At 60.5% G+C, this 16,496-nt stretch carries 16 protein-coding genes; 12 read left to right on the plus strand and 4 right to left on the minus strand.

All coding sequences use genetic code 11. The annotated features are described in order from the left end of the window. Positions 1 to 256 precede the first annotated feature (256 nt). Both recA and RIG82_10860 read left to right on the plus strand, forming a co-directional pair. Positions 257 to 1,336: a recombinase RecA gene (recA, locus tag RIG82_10855; protein ID MEQ9461437.1), complete on the plus strand. Its 1,080-nt coding sequence runs from the start codon at positions 257 to 259 to the stop codon at positions 1,334 to 1,336. Between the two features lie 176 nt (positions 1,337 to 1,512). Then, positions 1,513 to 1,770: a hypothetical protein gene (locus RIG82_10860; GenBank protein ID MEQ9461438.1), complete on the plus strand. Its 258-nt coding sequence runs from the start codon at positions 1,513 to 1,515 to the stop codon at positions 1,768 to 1,770. Positions 1,771 to 1,895: 125 nt separating this feature from the next. Here the strand turns inward: RIG82_10860 and RIG82_10865 are convergent, their stop codons facing one another. Both RIG82_10865 and RIG82_10870 read right to left on the minus strand, forming a co-directional pair. Next, positions 1,896 to 2,483, minus strand: a complete 588-nt coding sequence (locus RIG82_10865; GenBank protein ID MEQ9461439.1) for a hypothetical protein — start codon at positions 2,481 to 2,483, stop codon at positions 1,896 to 1,898. 123 nt (positions 2,484 to 2,606) lie between these two features. Beyond that, positions 2,607 to 4,379 carry a cation:proton antiporter gene (locus tag RIG82_10870; GenBank protein MEQ9461440.1) on the minus strand — a complete coding sequence of 591 codons (1,773 nt, stop codon included), beginning with the start codon at positions 4,377 to 4,379 and terminating at the stop codon, positions 2,607 to 2,609. Between the two features lie 186 nt (positions 4,380 to 4,565). Between RIG82_10870 and RIG82_10875 the strand changes: the two genes are divergently transcribed. The 9 genes from RIG82_10875 (at position 4,566) to yacG (ending at position 14,268) form a co-directional block, all read left to right on the plus strand. Continuing rightward, positions 4,566 to 5,054, plus strand: coding sequence for a hypothetical protein (locus RIG82_10875; protein ID MEQ9461441.1), 489 nt, complete (start codon positions 4,566 to 4,568; stop codon positions 5,052 to 5,054). Further along, the gene (locus RIG82_10880; protein MEQ9461442.1) at positions 5,054 to 6,376 is read left to right on the plus strand and encodes a GGDEF domain-containing protein; all 1,323 of its coding nucleotides are present in this window, start codon (positions 5,054 to 5,056) and stop codon (positions 6,374 to 6,376) included. The genes RIG82_10875 and RIG82_10880 overlap by 1 nt, the downstream gene beginning before the upstream one ends. Positions 6,377 to 6,497: 121 nt before the next feature. Further along, entirely contained in the window at positions 6,498 to 8,468 is a 1,971-nt protein-coding gene (locus RIG82_10885; GenBank protein MEQ9461443.1) for a transketolase, read from the plus strand. Between the two features lie 95 nt (positions 8,469 to 8,563). Further along, positions 8,564 to 9,151 carry a MotA/TolQ/ExbB proton channel family protein gene (locus tag RIG82_10890; GenBank protein MEQ9461444.1) on the plus strand — a complete coding sequence of 196 codons (588 nt, stop codon included), beginning with the start codon at positions 8,564 to 8,566 and terminating at the stop codon, positions 9,149 to 9,151. A 165-nt stretch (positions 9,152 to 9,316) separates the two neighbouring features. Next, the gene (gene glgP / locus RIG82_10895) at positions 9,317 to 11,962 is read left to right on the plus strand and encodes an alpha-glucan family phosphorylase (protein ID MEQ9461445.1); all 2,646 of its coding nucleotides are present in this window, start codon (positions 9,317 to 9,319) and stop codon (positions 11,960 to 11,962) included. Between the two features lie 98 nt (positions 11,963 to 12,060). Next, entirely contained in the window at positions 12,061 to 12,495 is a 435-nt protein-coding gene (locus tag RIG82_10900; GenBank protein MEQ9461446.1) for a hypothetical protein, read from the plus strand. A gap of 107 nt (positions 12,496 to 12,602) precedes the next feature. Continuing rightward, on the plus strand, positions 12,603 to 13,571 hold the full coding sequence (thiL, locus tag RIG82_10905) for a thiamine-phosphate kinase (protein MEQ9461447.1): 969 nt from the start codon (positions 12,603 to 12,605) through the stop codon (positions 13,569 to 13,571). Continuing rightward, positions 13,568 to 14,065, plus strand: a complete 498-nt coding sequence (tsaE, locus tag RIG82_10910) for a tRNA (adenosine(37)-N6)-threonylcarbamoyltransferase complex ATPase subunit type 1 TsaE (protein ID MEQ9461448.1) — start codon at positions 13,568 to 13,570, stop codon at positions 14,063 to 14,065. The genes thiL and tsaE overlap by 4 nt, the downstream gene beginning before the upstream one ends. Beyond that, positions 14,062 to 14,268, plus strand: coding sequence for a DNA gyrase inhibitor YacG (yacG, locus tag RIG82_10915; protein MEQ9461449.1), 207 nt, complete (start codon positions 14,062 to 14,064; stop codon positions 14,266 to 14,268). Before tsaE ends, yacG begins: the two co-directional genes overlap by 4 nt. Positions 14,269 to 14,298: 30 nt before the next feature. On the opposite strand, the gene RIG82_10920 is transcribed toward yacG, so the two are convergent. Continuing rightward, the gene (locus RIG82_10920) at positions 14,299 to 14,796 is read right to left on the minus strand and encodes a transcriptional repressor (GenBank protein ID MEQ9461450.1); all 498 of its coding nucleotides are present in this window, start codon (positions 14,794 to 14,796) and stop codon (positions 14,299 to 14,301) included. An 88-nt stretch (positions 14,797 to 14,884) separates the two neighbouring features. Here RIG82_10920 and RIG82_10925 point away from each other — a divergent pair, with 88 nt between their 5' ends. Further along, the gene (locus RIG82_10925; protein ID MEQ9461451.1) at positions 14,885 to 16,060 is read left to right on the plus strand and encodes a homoserine dehydrogenase; all 1,176 of its coding nucleotides are present in this window, start codon (positions 14,885 to 14,887) and stop codon (positions 16,058 to 16,060) included. Between the two features lie 15 nt (positions 16,061 to 16,075). Here RIG82_10925 and RIG82_10930 read toward each other — a convergent pair whose 3' ends face one another. Beyond that, on the minus strand, positions 16,076 to 16,456 hold the full coding sequence (locus RIG82_10930) for a hypothetical protein (GenBank protein ID MEQ9461452.1): 381 nt from the start codon (positions 16,454 to 16,456) through the stop codon (positions 16,076 to 16,078). Positions 16,457 to 16,496 lie beyond the last annotated feature (40 nt).

Consider the following 16,496-nt stretch of genomic DNA (forward strand, 5'->3'; position numbering starts at 1 on the left):
ATCGTCCAGCGAGAATCATTCCACGGCGGAGGAAAAATAGTGTGTTGCCGAGGTGTTGGTGTGCTACTGGGTGTGGGCGAAAAAAGTTAGGTAAAATTTTGGGTAAGGGGCTTGCGGCGTGTCGATAGATCAGTTAGGTTCTTGTTCACCTTACCTAACCCCAACATTGACGCTAGAAGGAGCCTCCCCTATGGTGACCGCAACAGTCCAAACTGCCCCGAATGGCCAAGCCCGGGGCTCGAAACGAGGAGTCAGCATGGCACGCACGGGAACCGATGCGGTGGATCGTGAGAAGAAGCAGTCTCTTGAGCGGGCGTTGTCGGCCATTGACAAGAGCTTTGGCAAGGGCTCGATCATGCGGCTGGATGACGACCCGTCCAAGCTGATCCCTGGGATCGCGACGGGCTCGATCAGCCTGGATTTGGCTCTGGGCGGGCGTGGTATACCCCGGGGGCGCGTGATCGAGATTTTTGGGCCTGAGTCGTCGGGCAAGACGACGTTGGCCCTGCACACGATCGCGAGCACTCAGAAAACCGGTGGGATGGCAGCGTTCATCGACGCGGAGCATGCTCTGGACCCGACTTGGGCTCGCAAGCTCGGCGTGAAGCTCGAGGACCTGCTGGTCTCGCAGCCGGACACCGGTGAACAGGGGCTGGAGATCTGCGAGATGCTGGTCCGCTCGAATGCTGTGGACATTGTCGTCGTGGACTCGGTGGCGGCTTTGATTCCGCGGGCTGAGATCGAGGGTGAGATGGGTGATTCGCACGTTGGCTTGCAGGCCCGCCTGATGAGTCAGGCACTGCGGAAGCTGACGGGGGCGATCAACCGGTCGTCGACCACGGTGGTGTTCATCAACCAGATCCGCGAGAAGATTGGCGTGATGTTTGGTAATCCGGAGACGACGCCGGGTGGGCGAGCGCTGAAGTTTTACGCCTCGGTCAGGATCGATATTCGTCGGACCGGCTCGATCAAGGAAGCTGACGTGGCGGTCGGCAACCGGGTGCGGGCCAAGGTCGTGAAGAACAAGGTCGCCCCGCCTTTCCGTCAGGCCGAGTTCGACATCATGTTCAACGAGGGCATCAGTGCTACAGGCGACCTGATCGACCTGGGAGTCGAGACCGAGGTTGTTCAGAAATCCGGGGCCTGGTTCAGCTTCGGCGAGGTCCGGCTCGGCCAAGGCCGGGAGAACTCCAAGAAGTTCATTGGTGAGAACCCTGATCTGTTCGAGGAGATCAAGCAGAAAGTGCTGGAGGCCAAGGGCATCGCTGGCAAAGCCGAGGAGGTGGAGGCTATCGCTGGCGATGATGATGCGAAGGACGTGGAGGAGTCGTCCTGAGCGTCGCCCCCCCTTACCCCGCGTCCGCGGTTCCGACCACTGAGTTGGTGGCGTGGGTGCGAGGGGACACGATTCGCGGTCTGCTCCGGCTGTGAGTCGTGGTGCCAGGGCAGTGCGCCCCGTCGGTGGCGTTTCACGCTTGTTCCACCGGCGGGGGCGACCTGTCCGATAGATTGATGGTGAAAAGAAGGCCCAGAGACATCGTGGACATCGACGGGCTCCGCCTGCAGCATCATGCTCAAGGTGAGTCGGATGAGTTCGAGCCCCGGCGGCGGTGGATCGCTGTCTTTTGGCGCTGCTGCGGGAGGTACTCGCGGATCTACATCAACCGGCAGGGGCATTCCTACGAGGGGCACTGCCCTAACTGCGCCCGGCTGGTGCGAGCCCGCATTGGGGATAGCGGGACGGCGGCGAGGTTTTTTGTGGCGGAGTGAGGGGGGACAGGTCAGTCGTAGGTAAGAGGAGGTGGCCGTGGTTGATGCGGTAGGGTCGGAGGCGCTCGACGGCGGTGTGGATGAAGTCGTCGGGGGTCACGGGATGTGGGCTGTACGGATTGAGTTCAGTCACGACTCAGGGTCCTGCGGTGGCGGTTGGCCATCTCGGCGTGGGCTTTGAAGTCGCGTTCTTGAGACTCACGACGCTCTGGATCCGACTCGGAAAACTCGCTTTTCCACTCTTCCATATGACGGTCCCAGTTCTGCCAGAGTTGCTCAAGGCTTGTCTGGGTGGCGTCCTCGATGAACGCGCGTGTGCCAGCGAGGAGGTAACAGTCGTAGTCAAAGCTATCGAAAACAACAGCGTCGTGTGTGCGATTGGTTATTAATACGTCGCCGACAAATGGTGTATCCCACACGTAATCACGAAGATCATCCTCGATCAGATTTAGCTCTGCGATGATCGATGTGGGCTTTGGTGCTGACTCACCATCGAAGATCCTCCCCTCGAAACTTTCGGGTTCGAGTAAGTGTGTAAGACTCGCAGTACAGCCCAATAAGCAGGATCGATTTCCGTGCTTGCGAAGGGCTGTCAAAAGCGGGCGCGAGGCCTCTAGATCTTCTCTATCTATTTTCGCCTCAGGTAATGGAACCACAAGGAGGCCTTGCTCGATGAACCAGTCTGCATCAAGGTCGCACATCGTGTTGAGCATCTTCGATATGGTGAGCTGATGCCGCGTGAGTTCCTGACCTCGGAGTAAGCGTGGCATGTGGCGTGCTTGGGAGGAGGGTGTTCTATGAGACGCTGTCGGGTCTGTTGTGGTGGGCGTAGCGGGTCAGACTTCCTTAGGTGGGTGGGTGGGGTCGGCGTCGTCGGGTTCGTCTGCTTCGGAGGGCGTGGAGGTTCCGACGTTGAGGGCGGCGAGCATCTCGGTTGAGGTCTTGGCGGTTGCGACGCGTTGACGGATGGCGGGGGTGGCGAAGGTTCGGGCGATGAGGCCGAGGAGTTCGATCTGTTCTTCGGGTTGATCCGGTGAGGTGAGGATCATAAAGATGAGTTGGGCCGGGCGGCCGTCGCGGGCATTGAAGTCGATGCCCCATCGGGAGGTTGCGACGATCAGACAGGTCTTGGCGAGGCCGTCGAGTCGTGCGTGCGGCACGGCGAGACCGTTGGGCAGGCCGGTGGGCATAATATGTTCGCGGGTGATGACCATACGCTCGATGGTCGTGGCGTCAATGCCGGTGATCTCGGTGGCTCGACGAGCCATGACGCCGATGGCCTGATCCCGGCTAGCGGCGTCGGGCTCGATGATGATGTTCTTATCAGTGAGGTAGTTCTGCAGTTTTTTCTGGGTCTTCCCGCCTAGGACCCACTGGATGAGCGGTCCGGCCATCAATGAGGTACCGAGCGCCATGATGACGATCGCGACCATCAGCTCCTGGCTGATAAGTCCGGCTTCCAGAGCGAGTTGCCCGAGGATGATGCCAACCGCGCCCTGGGCGGCCATTCCGAAGCCGGTTGCCCAGGATTCCTTCATGCTCAGGCCAGCCAGTCGTGCCCCGAGGACGCAGCCGGTGATTTTGCCGACGAGGGCCACGACGATGACCAGGACGACCAGCCCGATGTTGAAGTTGGCGGCGAAGTTGATGCCGATGCCGATGGAGGCAAAGAACAGTGGGGCGGCGATGTTGGAGATGAACTGGTTGATGGTGTCGCGGGTGCGTTCGGTGAGGTGGTGGGAGTCTCCGATGGCCACGCCGGCGATGAAGGCTCCGAAGATGGAGTGAACGCCGAGCGATTCGGTTGCTGCAGAACAGAGCATGGCGACGAAGACCACAAAACTCAGGACCCCGCCTGGCCACGACCAGTGGGCCTGCACATAGGGCAGGGCGCGATGGAGGAGGCCACGACCTGCTGAGAGCATGAAGACGAGGAAGGCCAGTGTCAGTGCGATGATCATCCAGACCGGCATGGCGTCGGCGGACTGGTCGGCAATCAGTGCGAGCACGACCGCGAAGCCGATCCAGCCGATCAGGTCGTTGAGCATCGCGGAGGCGATGATGAGTGCGCCGAGATCGGACTTGGCGAGGTTGAGGTCCATGAGGATTTTGGCGATGACCGGCAGGGCGGTGATGGACAGGGCGATGCCAAAGAAAATGGCAAAGGCGAGGCCGTGTTCGTTGTCCTGATTGCCGAGCATGACGGGGGCGTTCATCGCGAGGGTGATGCCGATGGTCATGGGGAGTGCGACGCCCAGGGCGCTCACGGCGGCGGTGGCTTTGCCCTGGCGCCAGACTGTTTCGAGATCGACCTCAAGGCCAACCACGAGCAGCAGAAGGGTCGCGGAGATGATGATGACGCCTTCGCGGGCGATCCAGACCGAGCCTTCGAACGGGAATAAGTAGGTAAAGGCATCGGGGGCGAAATTGCCGAGAATCGTGGGTCCGAGGATCACGCCAGCGAGGATTTCGCCGAGGACTGCGGGCTGGCGGAAGGCTCGGGCCAACTCGCCAAGGATACGTGCGAGACCGAGCATCACTGCCAGCGACAGCAGCAGGACCGTGATCTCACTGACCTCAAGGGCACCGGCGGCGAGGAATGGCATCATGGGGACTCCAGAACGTAGCTGTTTGGGCTGTGAAGGCTGGGTGGGAGTGTAACCAACCCTCAGGGTGGTAACCCTGGCAGGCTGGGGAAAGCGTGCAGATCTTCAAAGATACCCGGGTTGACTTGGAGTCGGCGGCGTGGCGACTACACTTAGGAGATGGCGATCAGTCCCGAACGGAAGAATTCTATGGCCAACGGTGTTGCCCCGGCGGGCGGTGTCGTGGCTTGGTCGGTGCCGGGAGCCAAGCAGGAGGCCAAGGTGGCTGAACTGGTCGGGCGTCGAGGCCTGTCCATGCAGTGGGTTAGCTCAGCCGCTGAGTTGGTGATCCATGTGGCACGTTGCCAGCCCAGTTTGGTGCTGCTGCTTGAACCGGAGGGGCCGTCGGACGACTGGCGATCCGAGGCGGCGGAACTGCGTCGCGTGATTGAGCGTCGCTTTGCTTCAGTCCGGTGCATGATGCTGCCGTCGTCAGGAAATAATGGGCAATCGACTTGTGAGGCGCAGCAGGGCGAATCAGATGGGGGTGTGGTCCTGCTGCGGTCCGGATCGGGGCGTGAGAAGGTGTCGCCGGTGCTGGTTCACGTTCCTGACCCTGAGCGGCTTCGGCCGCCTGAGATCACTCAGGACGAGCTGCGCATGCTGCTGGGACCGTACCCGGACGAGGAGCGTGCGTGATGGACCCTGTCGGTCATGCCTTGGAGCGAGGCACGCGTTCTGCGGGACAGCGGGTTGATCCTGAGCAATCCTCGTGGGCGGTGATCCTGTTGGGGCCCACGTGGTGGCAGTCTTCGGTGAAGGCTACTGCCAGCGAGCTAAACGGGCATGTACGTTTCGACTCTGCGTCGTCCTTCCTCGACGCTTTGGCGTTGCTGGAACAGGCGGGCGCATCAACCCTGATGGTCTATCCAGCCGAGGGCTGCGAGTTGGGACGTGATCGCATCGCGTCACTCGGTGCCTTGACTGTTCGCCCAAGAGTGATCGTGGATCAACGAGCGAGTGGCGGGATCGAAGATCGGGATGCGGTTGATGACTGGCTTGATTCACCTATCGATGCCGGGAGCATCGCACGAGTCCTTGGGGTGGCGTATTGCGCATCTCAAGCTGAGCAGAATAATGCATCTTCGCCAGTTGCCATGCAGCACGATATGGCCATGCCTGGCGATGTCGATCTGATCGATGCGGTGCTGGCTGGCGATGGTTCGCTGGTCGAGACACTCGCCGAGGTTGTGTCTCGTCAGACCGGGATGACGGGTTTGAGCGTGGCGTTGGAAGAGAGCGAGGTCGGCGAAGTGCAGCGTCGCGTCGCGGCTGAGTATGGTGGGCAGAGTTACGGCTGGGTTTACGGTTCCGATTCGGGCTGGGATGCCGCGGCGCTTCGTCCGTGGTCAACCTGGGTGGCTCGCTGGTTGATGCTCGCGGACCGTTGCCGACAGATGCAGGACATGGCATTTCGTGATCCGCTTACCGGTGCCTGGAACCGTAGGTACTTCGATCGGTTCCTCGAGCGCGTGCTTGGCAGGGCTCGAGAGGAGCGAAGTCAGGTCACGGTGATGGTGTTTGATATAGATAACTTCAAGTCGTACAACGATCGCTACGGGCATAAAGCCGGGGACACGATCCTCCGCGAAGCAGCGCGATTGATGCAGGTCGTGGTGCGAGATCACGATGTGGTTGCGCGGATTGGCGGGGACGAGTTCGCGGTGATCTTCTGGGATGCTGCGGGTCCGCGATCGGCTAACAGCAGGCATCCTCAGGATGTGCTTCATGCGGCTCGGCGTTTCCAGAAGGCGTTGTGCAGTCATTCGTTCCCGGAGTTGGTCAACGAGGTTGATGGCACGCTGACGATTTCCGGGGGGCTAGCCGGGTATCCGTGGGATGGCCGGACAGCTGGTGAGCTGCTGGATCACGCCGATCAGATGTCGCTGATGGCCAAGCGTCAGGGCAAGAACGCGATCACATTCGGGCGTGGTGCGGCAGAGGACTGCGAGAGTTTTTGAGCTTTCCCGGGAGGTGGCGTTGCTTGTGCGGGGGGTTCGGTCAATAATCGTGGCTTGAACGCACGGCAAAGGATGCCCGTGCGGCGGTTTTCGATCCCCCCTTTAGCGAGGAACGCTGAGCATGTCCTACGATTCCACGATCCATGCCAAGGCTGGCGAACTGATCAAGCTCAGCTATGAGATGACGGCCGCCGCTGGCTCTGGCCACCCCACGACCTGTGCCAGCCTGGCCCATCTGACGGCTGTGCTGATGTTCGACCATATGCGATACGAGCCGGTCAACCCCGCTCACCCGTCGTCGGATCGGCTGGTGTTGTCTGAAGGGCATGCGGTGCCCATTGTCTACGCAGCCTGTGCTGACCTCGGCGTGCATATCGGGCGTGACCCCGCGAACCTGCGTGCGATGACTGTTGAAGACGCGATGAGCCTTCGAGCGATCGACTCGGTGGTTGATGGCCACCCGAATCCGGTTGAGGGCTTCCCGTTCTTTGATGCGGCCACCGGCTCGCTGGGGCAGGGACTGTCGGTCGCCGCTGGCCTGGCGTGTGCGGCCCGGGTGGATGGTCTGGATAAGCGTGTCTTCTGTATCGTCGGTGATGGTGAGTCTCGCGAAGGCCAGGTCTGGGAAGCCATGGACTTTATCAAGGACCATGATCTCAAATCCGTTCTCACGATCTTCAACGCGAACGTCTACGCGCAGTCTGATGTGGTCAGCGGTCAGCAGACCCACGAGGCACTGACCAAGAAGTGCGAGGCTTATGGCTTCAAGACACTGGTGATTGATGGGCATCGGCCGTCGGAGATACAAAATGCACTCAATGAGCACGCGGAGAGCATGCTCAACCCCGAAGCCGCGCCGATCGCTGTGGTGGCTAAGACGGTGAAGGGTTGGGGCAGCCCCTCGCAGCAGGGTGATGGTCATCACGGCAAGCCGGCTGATGGCGACGACATGGCCAAAGCTCTTGATGAACTGACCAAGTCACTTAATGACCTAGGTGCTTTCGCTGACACCAAGCTCTCCATCAAACTGATGAGCCCAAAAAAGCCAGATAGCAAGCGCAATGAGACGCCGATGAGCATGGGGGCTGCTCTCGACGCCTTCGGCATGAGCGGGGTGCTGAGCAAGGGCAAGCTGGCTACCCGGCGAGCCTATGGCGTTGCCCTGCGTGCCATTGGTCACGCGAGGGGGGATGTGGTCGCGCTGGACGCTGACGTTAAGAACTCGACCTTCGCTGAGATGTTCTCGAAGGATGAGAAGCTTGCTTCGCGGTTCTTTGAGTGCCGTATCGCTGAGCAGAACATGTATTCTGTCGCCGCTGGCCTTTCGGCTGCCGACAAGGTTGCCTACTGCTCAACCTTTGCCAAGTTTGTGACCCGTGGCTACGACCAGATCGAGATGGCGATCAACTCGGGAGCGAACTTCAAGATCGTCGGCTCCCACGCTGGCATTTCGCTTGCTGCCGACGGCCCCAGCCAGATGTCATTGCCGGACATCGCATGGTTCCGCTCGTTTGCCACCATGACACGTCCAAATGGGCAGCCCGGCTGCTATGTTCTTCAGCCTTCGTGTGCTTATCAGGCGTACGCCCTGACGATGGCGATGGCCGATTACGACGGTGTCTGCTATATGCGAACTCTGCGACCGGATCTTGAGTTCCTTTACTCAGAGAACGACACGTTCACTCTTGGCGGGCACGAGGTGCTTTCCGAGGGTCGTGATCTATTGATCGTCGCTACCGGTTACATGGTCCATCAGGCGAACAAGGCTCTTGAAGCACTCGACAAGCAGGGCATCGACGCCACGCTGGTCGATCTCTACTCGATCCCGTTCGACTCCGATGCGATTCTAGACCTCGCGAACGCCAACAACGGCAATATCCTCACGCTGGAGGACAATTACGGCGGCGGTGCTGGGTCGGCGATTGCTGACGCTGCGGCGGCTGACGGGGGTGGTTTCACCGTCAAGCAGATGCACGTCAAACGGCTGCCGAAGTCCGGGCGGTCACCTGAAGACCTGATGGACTACTGCAGCCTGAGCGTCGATGATATCGTTCAGTCGGCTATGGGCATGCTTGAGCTATCGACAGCGTGAGGTAAGCACTTCGATCCTTCTCAGCGGCCTCCGGTCATCACCGGGGGCCGCTGTCGTTGACAAGATCACCCGTGAATCAGCTAGGCTTGTGAGTGATGGCAACCAACTGGCAGGAAGCATTCTGGTCGCTGATGGATCGTGGCGGGCCCGTCATGTGGCCGCTGGCGGCGCTGAGCGTGCTTTCGCTGGCGGTCGTTCTAGAACGCCTGTGGTTTCTCCTGCGACTGGCGGGGCCGGGATCGGCAGCGGAAGCTGAACGACTCACTCAGTCAGTTGCGGGTGATGAGGCCATCGTTCCTAAGCGAGCATCGATCTATGCGGATTTGCTGTTCTCGGTCGGCGAGAAACGCAAGGCGGTTGCGGTCCACTCGGCACTGATGACCCAGCGGACACGACTGGAGCGTTTTTTGTCTTTTCTCTCCGTCGTTGTGACGATTTCCCCCATGCTCGGGATTCTCGGGACGGTGCTCGGGATTATTGACAGCTTCGAGGTGCTCTCGGGGGCCGATCGGGGGTTGGACCCGGCGGATGTCGGAGCAGGCATCGCTGAGGCCCTGATCACCACCGCAGCGGGTCTGATGGTCGCTGTCGGGGCTCTGGTGGGTTATCAGCTCCTAGGCGGTTGGGTTCGTCGTGTGCAGACCAGGCTGGAGATACTCGCTGACGCCCTGATTCGCGCATAAAAAGGGTGCTCTGGGTCTGGCGTGGCGAGGTTAAACGGTCTAAATTGCCGATATCCCCCAAACGGAGGGGCAATAAATCACCCTGCGCCCGATGCTCGACCCAGACGGGTCACGAGGCCGATGGCCTCTCTAAGCCCGAAATCTCATCTCGAAGGATGTCGTTCCATGCTCAAAGCCAACGCTGCCAAGATCCGGCACTTTCACGTGGAGCCCTCGCTCCCCGAGGCCCTCAAGCCTCTTTTGGAGATCGCCCATAACCTCTGGTGGACCTGGAATCACGACGCCGTGAGTCTGTTCATCCGGCTCGATCAGAATCTCTGGACCCACACCAAGCACAACCCGATCAAGCTGCTTGGGCTCGTCTCGCAGGACAAGCTCGAAGCTGCTGCCCGCGATGAGGGCTTCATAGGGCAGATGCAGCAGGTGCATCAGCAACTCAAGGCTCACATCACCCGGTCCCCGTGGATGCCCGAAGGGCAGAAGGACCCTAATGAGTACAGGGTCTGTTACTTCTGCGCTGAGTTTGGCCTGACCGAGAGCCTGCAGATCTACTCTGGCGGCCTCGGTGTACTCGCTGGCGACCATCTCAAGAGCGCTTCTGAGTTAGGCATTCCGCTCATTGCTATGGGACTGATGTACCGCCACGGCTACTTCCAGCAGTACCTGAGCCCGGACGGCTGGCAGCAGGAATCCGACCCCAAGCTCAACTTCGCCCAGCTCCCGGTACGCCAGGTCAAAGACAGCTCGGGTGAGCAGGTGAAGGTGAGCGTTCACCTGCCCGGACGCGACGTCAAGATCGCGCTGTGGAATGTTCAGGTTGGCAAGATCACGCTTTACCTCCTTGACACGAATCTCCCTGAGAACAACGAGGAAGATCGCGGCATCACCGGCCAGCTCTATGGCGGGGATATGGACACACGCATCAAGCAGGAGATCGTGCTTGGCATCGGCGGGGTCAGGGCTCTCGAAGCGATCAACATCCGCCCGGATGTCTGCCACATGAACGAAGGCCACTCGGCTTTTCTTGGTCTTGAACGCATCCGCCGGCTGATTGAAGACTACGACATCACCTTTGACGAGGCTCGGCAGGCTGCTGCCTCATCCCATTGCTTCACGACCCATACCCCCGTGCCTGCGGGGATTGACCGCTTCCCACCCGACATGATCAAACGATATTTCAAGGGTTACCACGAGAGCCTGCGCCTCGATATGGAAGGTCTGCTCGCGCTGGGTCGCGAGAATGTTGGTGACAAGAATGAGTTCTTCTCGATGGCGACCCTCGCTATTCGTACCGCCGACTGGTGCAACGGCGTCTCCAAGCTCCACGGCTTTGTCTCGCGTGAGATGTGGAAGGGCGTCTGGCCTAACCTTCCTTCCGAAGAGATCCCGATTGGGCACGTGACCAATGGCGTGCACGCGCGAAGCTGGCTCAACGCTGATCTTGTGAACGCCTTCGATCGCTATCTTGGGACCCCGTGGCGGGAAGATCAAGCAGACCCGGAGGTGTGGAAGGCAGTCGCTGACATCCCCGATGAAGACCTCTGGCGCATTCATGAGCAGGCACGAGCCAAGCTCATTGTCTGGTCGAAGCGAAAACTCCGTGTTCAACTTGAGGCTCAGGGCAAGAATCCCACTCTGATCCGCAAGCACTGCGATGCGCTCTCTGACACTGCGCTGACGATCGGCTTTGCCCGACGTTTCGCCACCTACAAGCGTGGCACCTTGCTGCTGCGTGATATTGAGCGATTGAGTCGGCTACTTGGCGACGCGAAGCGTCCCATCCAGTTCCTTATTTCAGGGAAGGCACACCCCGCCGACGGTGGTGGCAAAGCGCTGATTCGCGAGCTGTCTAAGTTCTCCAACGACAGCGAAGTTGGCCACCGCATCGTGTTTCTCGAAGACTACGACATTGGTGTCGCCCGTCACCTTGTCCAGGGCTGTGACATCTGGCTCAACACTCCGCGACGGGGCATGGAGGCCTCCGGCACCTCGGGCATGAAGGCCGCTATGAACGGCGTGCTCAACTGCTCGATCCTCGATGGCTGGTGGGATGAGGCGTACACCCCAGAGGTCGGCTGGGCTATTGGTCGGCGGGAGGAATATGCCAATCCCGAAACCGGTGACGAGATCGAGAGTAAGTCGCTGTACGACCTTCTTGAGAACCAGATTGTCCCGCTTTTCTACCAGCGTGACGACAAGGGTGTTCCGCACGAGTGGATTGCCCGAATGAAGAAGTGCATCATGGCCCTGACTCCGGCGTTTAACACCAACCGGATGGTCCAGGACTACACGACCAAGTACTACCTGCCAGCGGCTCGGCGAGCGGCGAAGCTCAACGGTCATAAGCTCAAGGACTCGATCGCTCTGGCTCATCAGAAGAGCCGTCTCCGAGACTGCTGGGGTGAGGTCGCCGTCAACTCTGTGAAGGCTGGCCTTGATAAAGTCGTGGAGCTTCGCCAGACCCTTCCGGTCGAGACCGAGGTTACCCTTGGCAAGATCGATCCCAAGGAGGTCCGTGTCCAGATCTACGCGGGAATCCTTGACAACGATGGTCATATGCAGGATGGCTGCACCATCGATATGACCCACAAGAAAGACCTCGGGAAGGGCAAGCACCTTTTCGAAGGCTCGATTGAGCCACATACCAGTGGTCGCTATGGTTTTTCCGTGCGAGTCATCCCTGGGGTCGAAGATCTCAAGGGCTTCTGGGAGCCCGGCCTCATCCGCTGGGACGCACCCGAACTCCCGACAGCCCCCGAGATCGAGGCGGAGGAGCTCGAAGAGGAACCTGTCGTCATCACCAAAGCCTAGTGACTCCCGAAACAGCAAGATCACTCAACGCCCCGGGCCGCCCTGGGGTGTTTTTTTAACGATTGGGAACACCAACTGGCTTGGCTTACTCTATGACCATGACTGAGCCAGCGTTATTTGCGGGGCACGATGACGACCTGCTTACCCGCGTTTACGAGAAACAAGGACGTACCCTTGACGACCTTCCCTACACCGAGGAGTTCGAGCACATCGTCGAGGCCGTAGCCCTTGATGGCTCCTCAGTCAGCACGACTGAGCGTGCAGCGGTCCTCCATCGCCTGCAAAACCTGAGGAAGTCCGGGCGTTTGCCGCGGCTTGGCGGAGCAACCGCAGAGCGCCCGCGCATCGACGCAGAGCACGAACACACGCTTCGGATACTTGTCCAAACGGAGTTAGGCGGCGGCATGGGTGGGCGTGATCAGCTGCCCTATACGCCGGCGTTTGACCGCATCGCTGAGGGCTTCGCCACGGATACTGGCCTCCGGCTCGAAGCCCGGGACCTCTGGCGGCTGATCGCCAAACTCGCCAAGTAGGAGGCCGGTATGGGTCACGAGTCCTGCGATGACCTGAAGGTCTGGTGCTGCGACAAAGTCGTAGGTTTCATCCGGCTCTGACCGGGGGAGAGGGTATCGTTTCAGAGATGTCCACTGACCCCGCCCACACCCACACCCCCGCCCCCACCCAGCTCAGCGAGCAACGATTGCTTGCCTGGATCGCGAGTCGCTACCAGAAGCAATCCGGGGTCATTCTCGGCCCTGGCGATGACATGGCTATCCTCGAATCTGGTCGAGGCCCTCTTCTGATTGCTGCGGATCCGGTTATCGAGGGGGTCCATGTTTCACGGGGAACCGATCCCCGAAAAACAGGAACCAAGGCGGTCAAGCGGAATCTGTCCGATGTCGCCGCCATGGGGGCCCTGCCGAAGTCGGTCGTCTCCTGTGTCGTCTTCAATCAGGCGTGGTCAGAGTCTGCAGCGAAGCAGCTTTTGGAGGGTATCGATGAGACCGCCTCTGCTTACGCTTGCAGCGTCGTCGGCGGGGACATCAGCATCCACGGCGGACCGACCGTTGTCGTGATCACACTTCTCGCTGACACAGGAGGCGTCGAACCCCTCCGAAGGAGTACGGCCAACGCGGGTGACCACGTCTATGTCTCCGGCCTCCTGGGTGGGTCACAGGCCGAGCACGAAGGTTGGACAGGGCATCTCGACTTCACGCCTCGCGTCACCCTGGGCCGGACTCTCGCTTCTAACGCCGATCTCAGGCCTACCGCCATGATGGACCTCAGCGACGGGCTTGCGATGGACCTGCCCCGGATGCTTGCGGCCTCCGGCGGGCTGGGGGCAACGATCGAACTTGACCGGTTGCCCCTGAACCCGGCCATCTCGGGTTCATCAGACCCTGGATGGAAATCGGCTCTCGGCGATGGCGAAGACTACGAACTCCTGCTGACTCACCCCGGCGATCTGCCTCCCGAGATTGAAGGTGTCCCCATCACTCGGATTGGGCAGGTCGAGCCCGGAGGGTCAGCCCTACGGTACCTCTACGCCGATGGCTCGATCGTTGCGGTGGAGGGACTCGCGGGCCTCGGCTGGGAGCACCGCTCGTGAGCGAGGCGATTGAGATCCATCTCCAAGACGCCGAGGCCACCCGCCGGCTTGGTGTTGCCATCGGACGCTTGGCAGAGGCCACTGAGGTCATTGCCCTCGTTGGTGAACTTGGGGCAGGAAAAACCACTCTGGTTCGTGGCCTTGCCGAGGGTCTGGGAGTCGAGCCTCATGCAGTGTCGAGTCCGACATTTGTCCTGATGCACGAGCATGAGATCGATGGCCGCCGGGGTCTTGCAGCACTGGTCCATATTGATGCTTACCGGCTCAACTCGGCTCAGCAACTCTCGGGGATTGGCTGGGATGATTGGGGTGGCGAACTCCGTGAAAGAGCTATCGTTGTCATCGAGTGGGCGGATCGCGTCGCTGGGGTACTGCCGAAAGATCGACTTGAGATCGAGCTCATCCACGACGCCTCGGGTAGGCTGGCTCGCTTTCGTGTCAGCAACTCGTGGCGCGACAGACTCTCCAGCCTCAAGGAGGTGTATGCGGAATGACATCCAAGGGTAACGACCAACAGTCAGGCGAGAAGAAGGACTCACGCCGTTGCGTCATCTGCAAGCAGGCCATCCCCGCTGACCGCGATGGTGTCTTCTGCACTGATCGGTGTAAGACGATTGACCTCGCCAAATGGATCGACGGCAGCTACACGATCAGTCGACCGATCGAACAAAGCGATCTTGAAGAGGGTGTCGATTAGCGTGGGCTTATGGGAGGCTGGCGAGAAGGTTCACTCGGGATCGGAATCCGCCTGTTGGGCCTCCGGCGAAACGCCCTGAATCACCAGGCGATGCCCCACATGCTCGAAGCCGTGCTTGGCACAGAGCTGGCGAACCAACTCGGTCACCTCGTCGAGCGGGAACTCGACGATCCGCCCGGTCTCTACGCACATGAGGTGCCCGGTAGGCGGCCTCCCGATACAGGTCTGGTAGTGCGTCTGCCGAGGGTCCAGGAGGACCTCTTCGATGATGTGGCACTCGACCAGGTGCTTGAGCGTCCGGTAGATGGTTGCTTTTGACACCTTCTGCTCTGCCTCGCGCATCTCCGAGAGCAACTGCTCGGCCTCGAACACTTCGGTGCGCGATAGGACGGCATCCAGAATCACCGCCCGCTCCGCTGTGAACTTGAGCCCCTGGGCGTGCAAAAACCGGCGAAAAATCGAGCACACCGGTGGCATGATCGCCGGATTTTCAGCCGGATCGGAGGATTGGGTGGTACGGCTCACCATGATCCCAGTATAGCCCCTGTGGAACCTGCCTGATGAGCATCGCCCAGGCTGGTAGGCTTGCTGACCGCAAGTCACCAAGGAGATTGTCTTGAGCACGCATCGGACCGTCGGCGTTGGATTGATCGGACTGGGCACCGTGGGTGGGGGGGTGGCCCAACTGCTCCGCGACCATGCGCTTCTCTATGAGAAGCGTTGTGGAGCGAGCGTCGAAGTCCGGAGCGTCCTGGTCCGGGATGTCGGCAAGGCTACTGGCACGGGTCTCGTGGATCCAGCCCTTATTACGGATGATCCCGACGTGTTCTTCGCCGCCAACGACATGAACATCGTCGCCGAGCTGGCGGGGGGGATTGATCGGGCTGGCTACTACGTTCGCCGATCGATCGAGACCGGTCGGCACGTTGTCACCGCCAACAAAGCCCTGCTCGCGGCTCAAGGCTCCGAGCTTTTTGCTCAGGCTCGTCTGCATGCCGTATCGATCGGTTTCGAGGCGTCCTGCGCGGGCGGGATTCCCTGTATCACGGCGCTCAAGTTCGGCCTGATGGCCAATCGGTTTGTCTCGCTTGTTGGCATCCTCAATGGAACCTGCAACTACATGCTGACCGAGATGAAAGAGAAGGAGAAGTCTTACGGCCAGGCGCTCGCCGACGCGCAGGCCGCTGGTTATGCTGAGGCTGATCCCACCCTTGATGTCAGTGGTCGGGACGCAGCTGACAAACTTGCCATTCTCAGTTCACTGGCTTTCGGCTGCCGTATCTCCAGCGGGCAGGTCGGGGCTATCGGCATCGACTCACTCGATGAGCACGATGTCGCTGCAGGCAGCGCAGTAGGCTACGAGCTTCGCCTGCTCGGTATGGCGACGCTCGCTGGCGGCAGTCTGTCTTTGATGGTCGAGCCCTGCTACGTCCCCGCCGGTGGCATCCTTGCTGGCGTTCGCAGCGCCAACAATGCCCTGATGATCGAAGGCGACGCTGTCGGCCGCGTCATGCTCTACGGCCCTGGTGCCGGGCGCGGCCCCACCGCTAGTGCCGTCGTCAGCGACCTGCTCAATATCGCCAGTGGCTGGTATCCCGCCGCCTTCGAGACGATGGGTCTCACCCCCGACCTCCACGCCGACGCTGAACTGCTTCCCGCCGACGGCCGCTTAGGCGACTTTGCTATCCGTTCCCAGGGCTCAAGCTCCCTAGAGTTCTTACGGGGCGTCACGGCAGCGCAGGCCCATCGACAAGCCGATGGTGGGCGGGCCCTGCGTGTTTATGAAGCCTGATTCGATCGAACGAAGTTAGGCGGGACTTGGCTGATCCCATCGCTGGAGCAGGTCCGGAAGCTGGCCTGTAAAGGCACCGCGAGCCATTACAGGGTCCGCACCCGCCTCGGCTGCGGCCCTGAGCAGGTCTACGGCCACATGAGCACCGAACGCCACCACCACCGGCTGGGCCGGATGGTCCACCGCCAGCCGGATGAGCGGCAAGGCATCCTGTCCGAGGTCCAGGTCGATCAGAACGGCCGTCACAGCATCATTCGGTTTGCCGTCATCTACACGGTCCAGGCGGGCCTGCAGTTTCTGGCTGTCCCTGGCTGGCCTTGAGACAATCCCCAAAGCCTCCGCTGTTCCACGGATCTTGGTGGCAAAAATCAGGTCTGCACAGGCGTAGACGATCATGACGATGGAGTATAAGAGGACTTGGGGCCAGCGGGGCCCG

The sequence above is a fragment of the Phycisphaeraceae bacterium genome (assembly GCA_040222855.1).
Classification (GTDB): Bacteria; Planctomycetota; Phycisphaerae; order Phycisphaerales; family Phycisphaeraceae; genus Mucisphaera.

What these genes read in the sequence shown, in the direction of transcription:
- recA (MEQ9461437.1), top strand. Translation starts at nt 257, where the DNA reads ATGGCACGCACGGGAACCGATGCGGTGGATCGTGAGAAGAAGCAGTCT.
- RIG82_10860 (MEQ9461438.1), top strand. Translation starts at nt 1,513, where the DNA reads ATGGTGAAAAGAAGGCCCAGAGACATCGTGGACATCGACGGGCTCCGC.
- RIG82_10865 (MEQ9461439.1), bottom strand. Translation starts at nt 2,483, where the DNA reads ATGCTCAACACGATGTGCGACCTTGATGCAGACTGGTTCATCGAGCAA.
- RIG82_10870 (MEQ9461440.1), bottom strand. Translation starts at nt 4,379, where the DNA reads ATGATGCCATTCCTCGCCGCCGGTGCCCTTGAGGTCAGTGAGATCACG.
- RIG82_10875 (MEQ9461441.1), top strand. Translation starts at nt 4,566, where the DNA reads ATGGCCAACGGTGTTGCCCCGGCGGGCGGTGTCGTGGCTTGGTCGGTG.
- RIG82_10880 (MEQ9461442.1), top strand. Translation starts at nt 5,054, where the DNA reads ATGGACCCTGTCGGTCATGCCTTGGAGCGAGGCACGCGTTCTGCGGGA.
- RIG82_10885 (MEQ9461443.1), top strand. Translation starts at nt 6,498, where the DNA reads ATGTCCTACGATTCCACGATCCATGCCAAGGCTGGCGAACTGATCAAG.
- RIG82_10890 (MEQ9461444.1), top strand. Translation starts at nt 8,564, where the DNA reads ATGGCAACCAACTGGCAGGAAGCATTCTGGTCGCTGATGGATCGTGGC.
- glgP (MEQ9461445.1), top strand. Translation starts at nt 9,317, where the DNA reads ATGCTCAAAGCCAACGCTGCCAAGATCCGGCACTTTCACGTGGAGCCC.
- RIG82_10900 (MEQ9461446.1), top strand. Translation starts at nt 12,061, where the DNA reads ATGACTGAGCCAGCGTTATTTGCGGGGCACGATGACGACCTGCTTACC.
- thiL (MEQ9461447.1), top strand. Translation starts at nt 12,603, where the DNA reads ATGTCCACTGACCCCGCCCACACCCACACCCCCGCCCCCACCCAGCTC.
- yacG (MEQ9461449.1), top strand. Translation starts at nt 14,062, where the DNA reads ATGACATCCAAGGGTAACGACCAACAGTCAGGCGAGAAGAAGGACTCA.
- RIG82_10920 (MEQ9461450.1), bottom strand. Translation starts at nt 14,796, where the DNA reads ATGGTGAGCCGTACCACCCAATCCTCCGATCCGGCTGAAAATCCGGCG.
- RIG82_10930 (MEQ9461452.1), bottom strand. Translation starts at nt 16,456, where the DNA reads ATGATCGTCTACGCCTGTGCAGACCTGATTTTTGCCACCAAGATCCGT.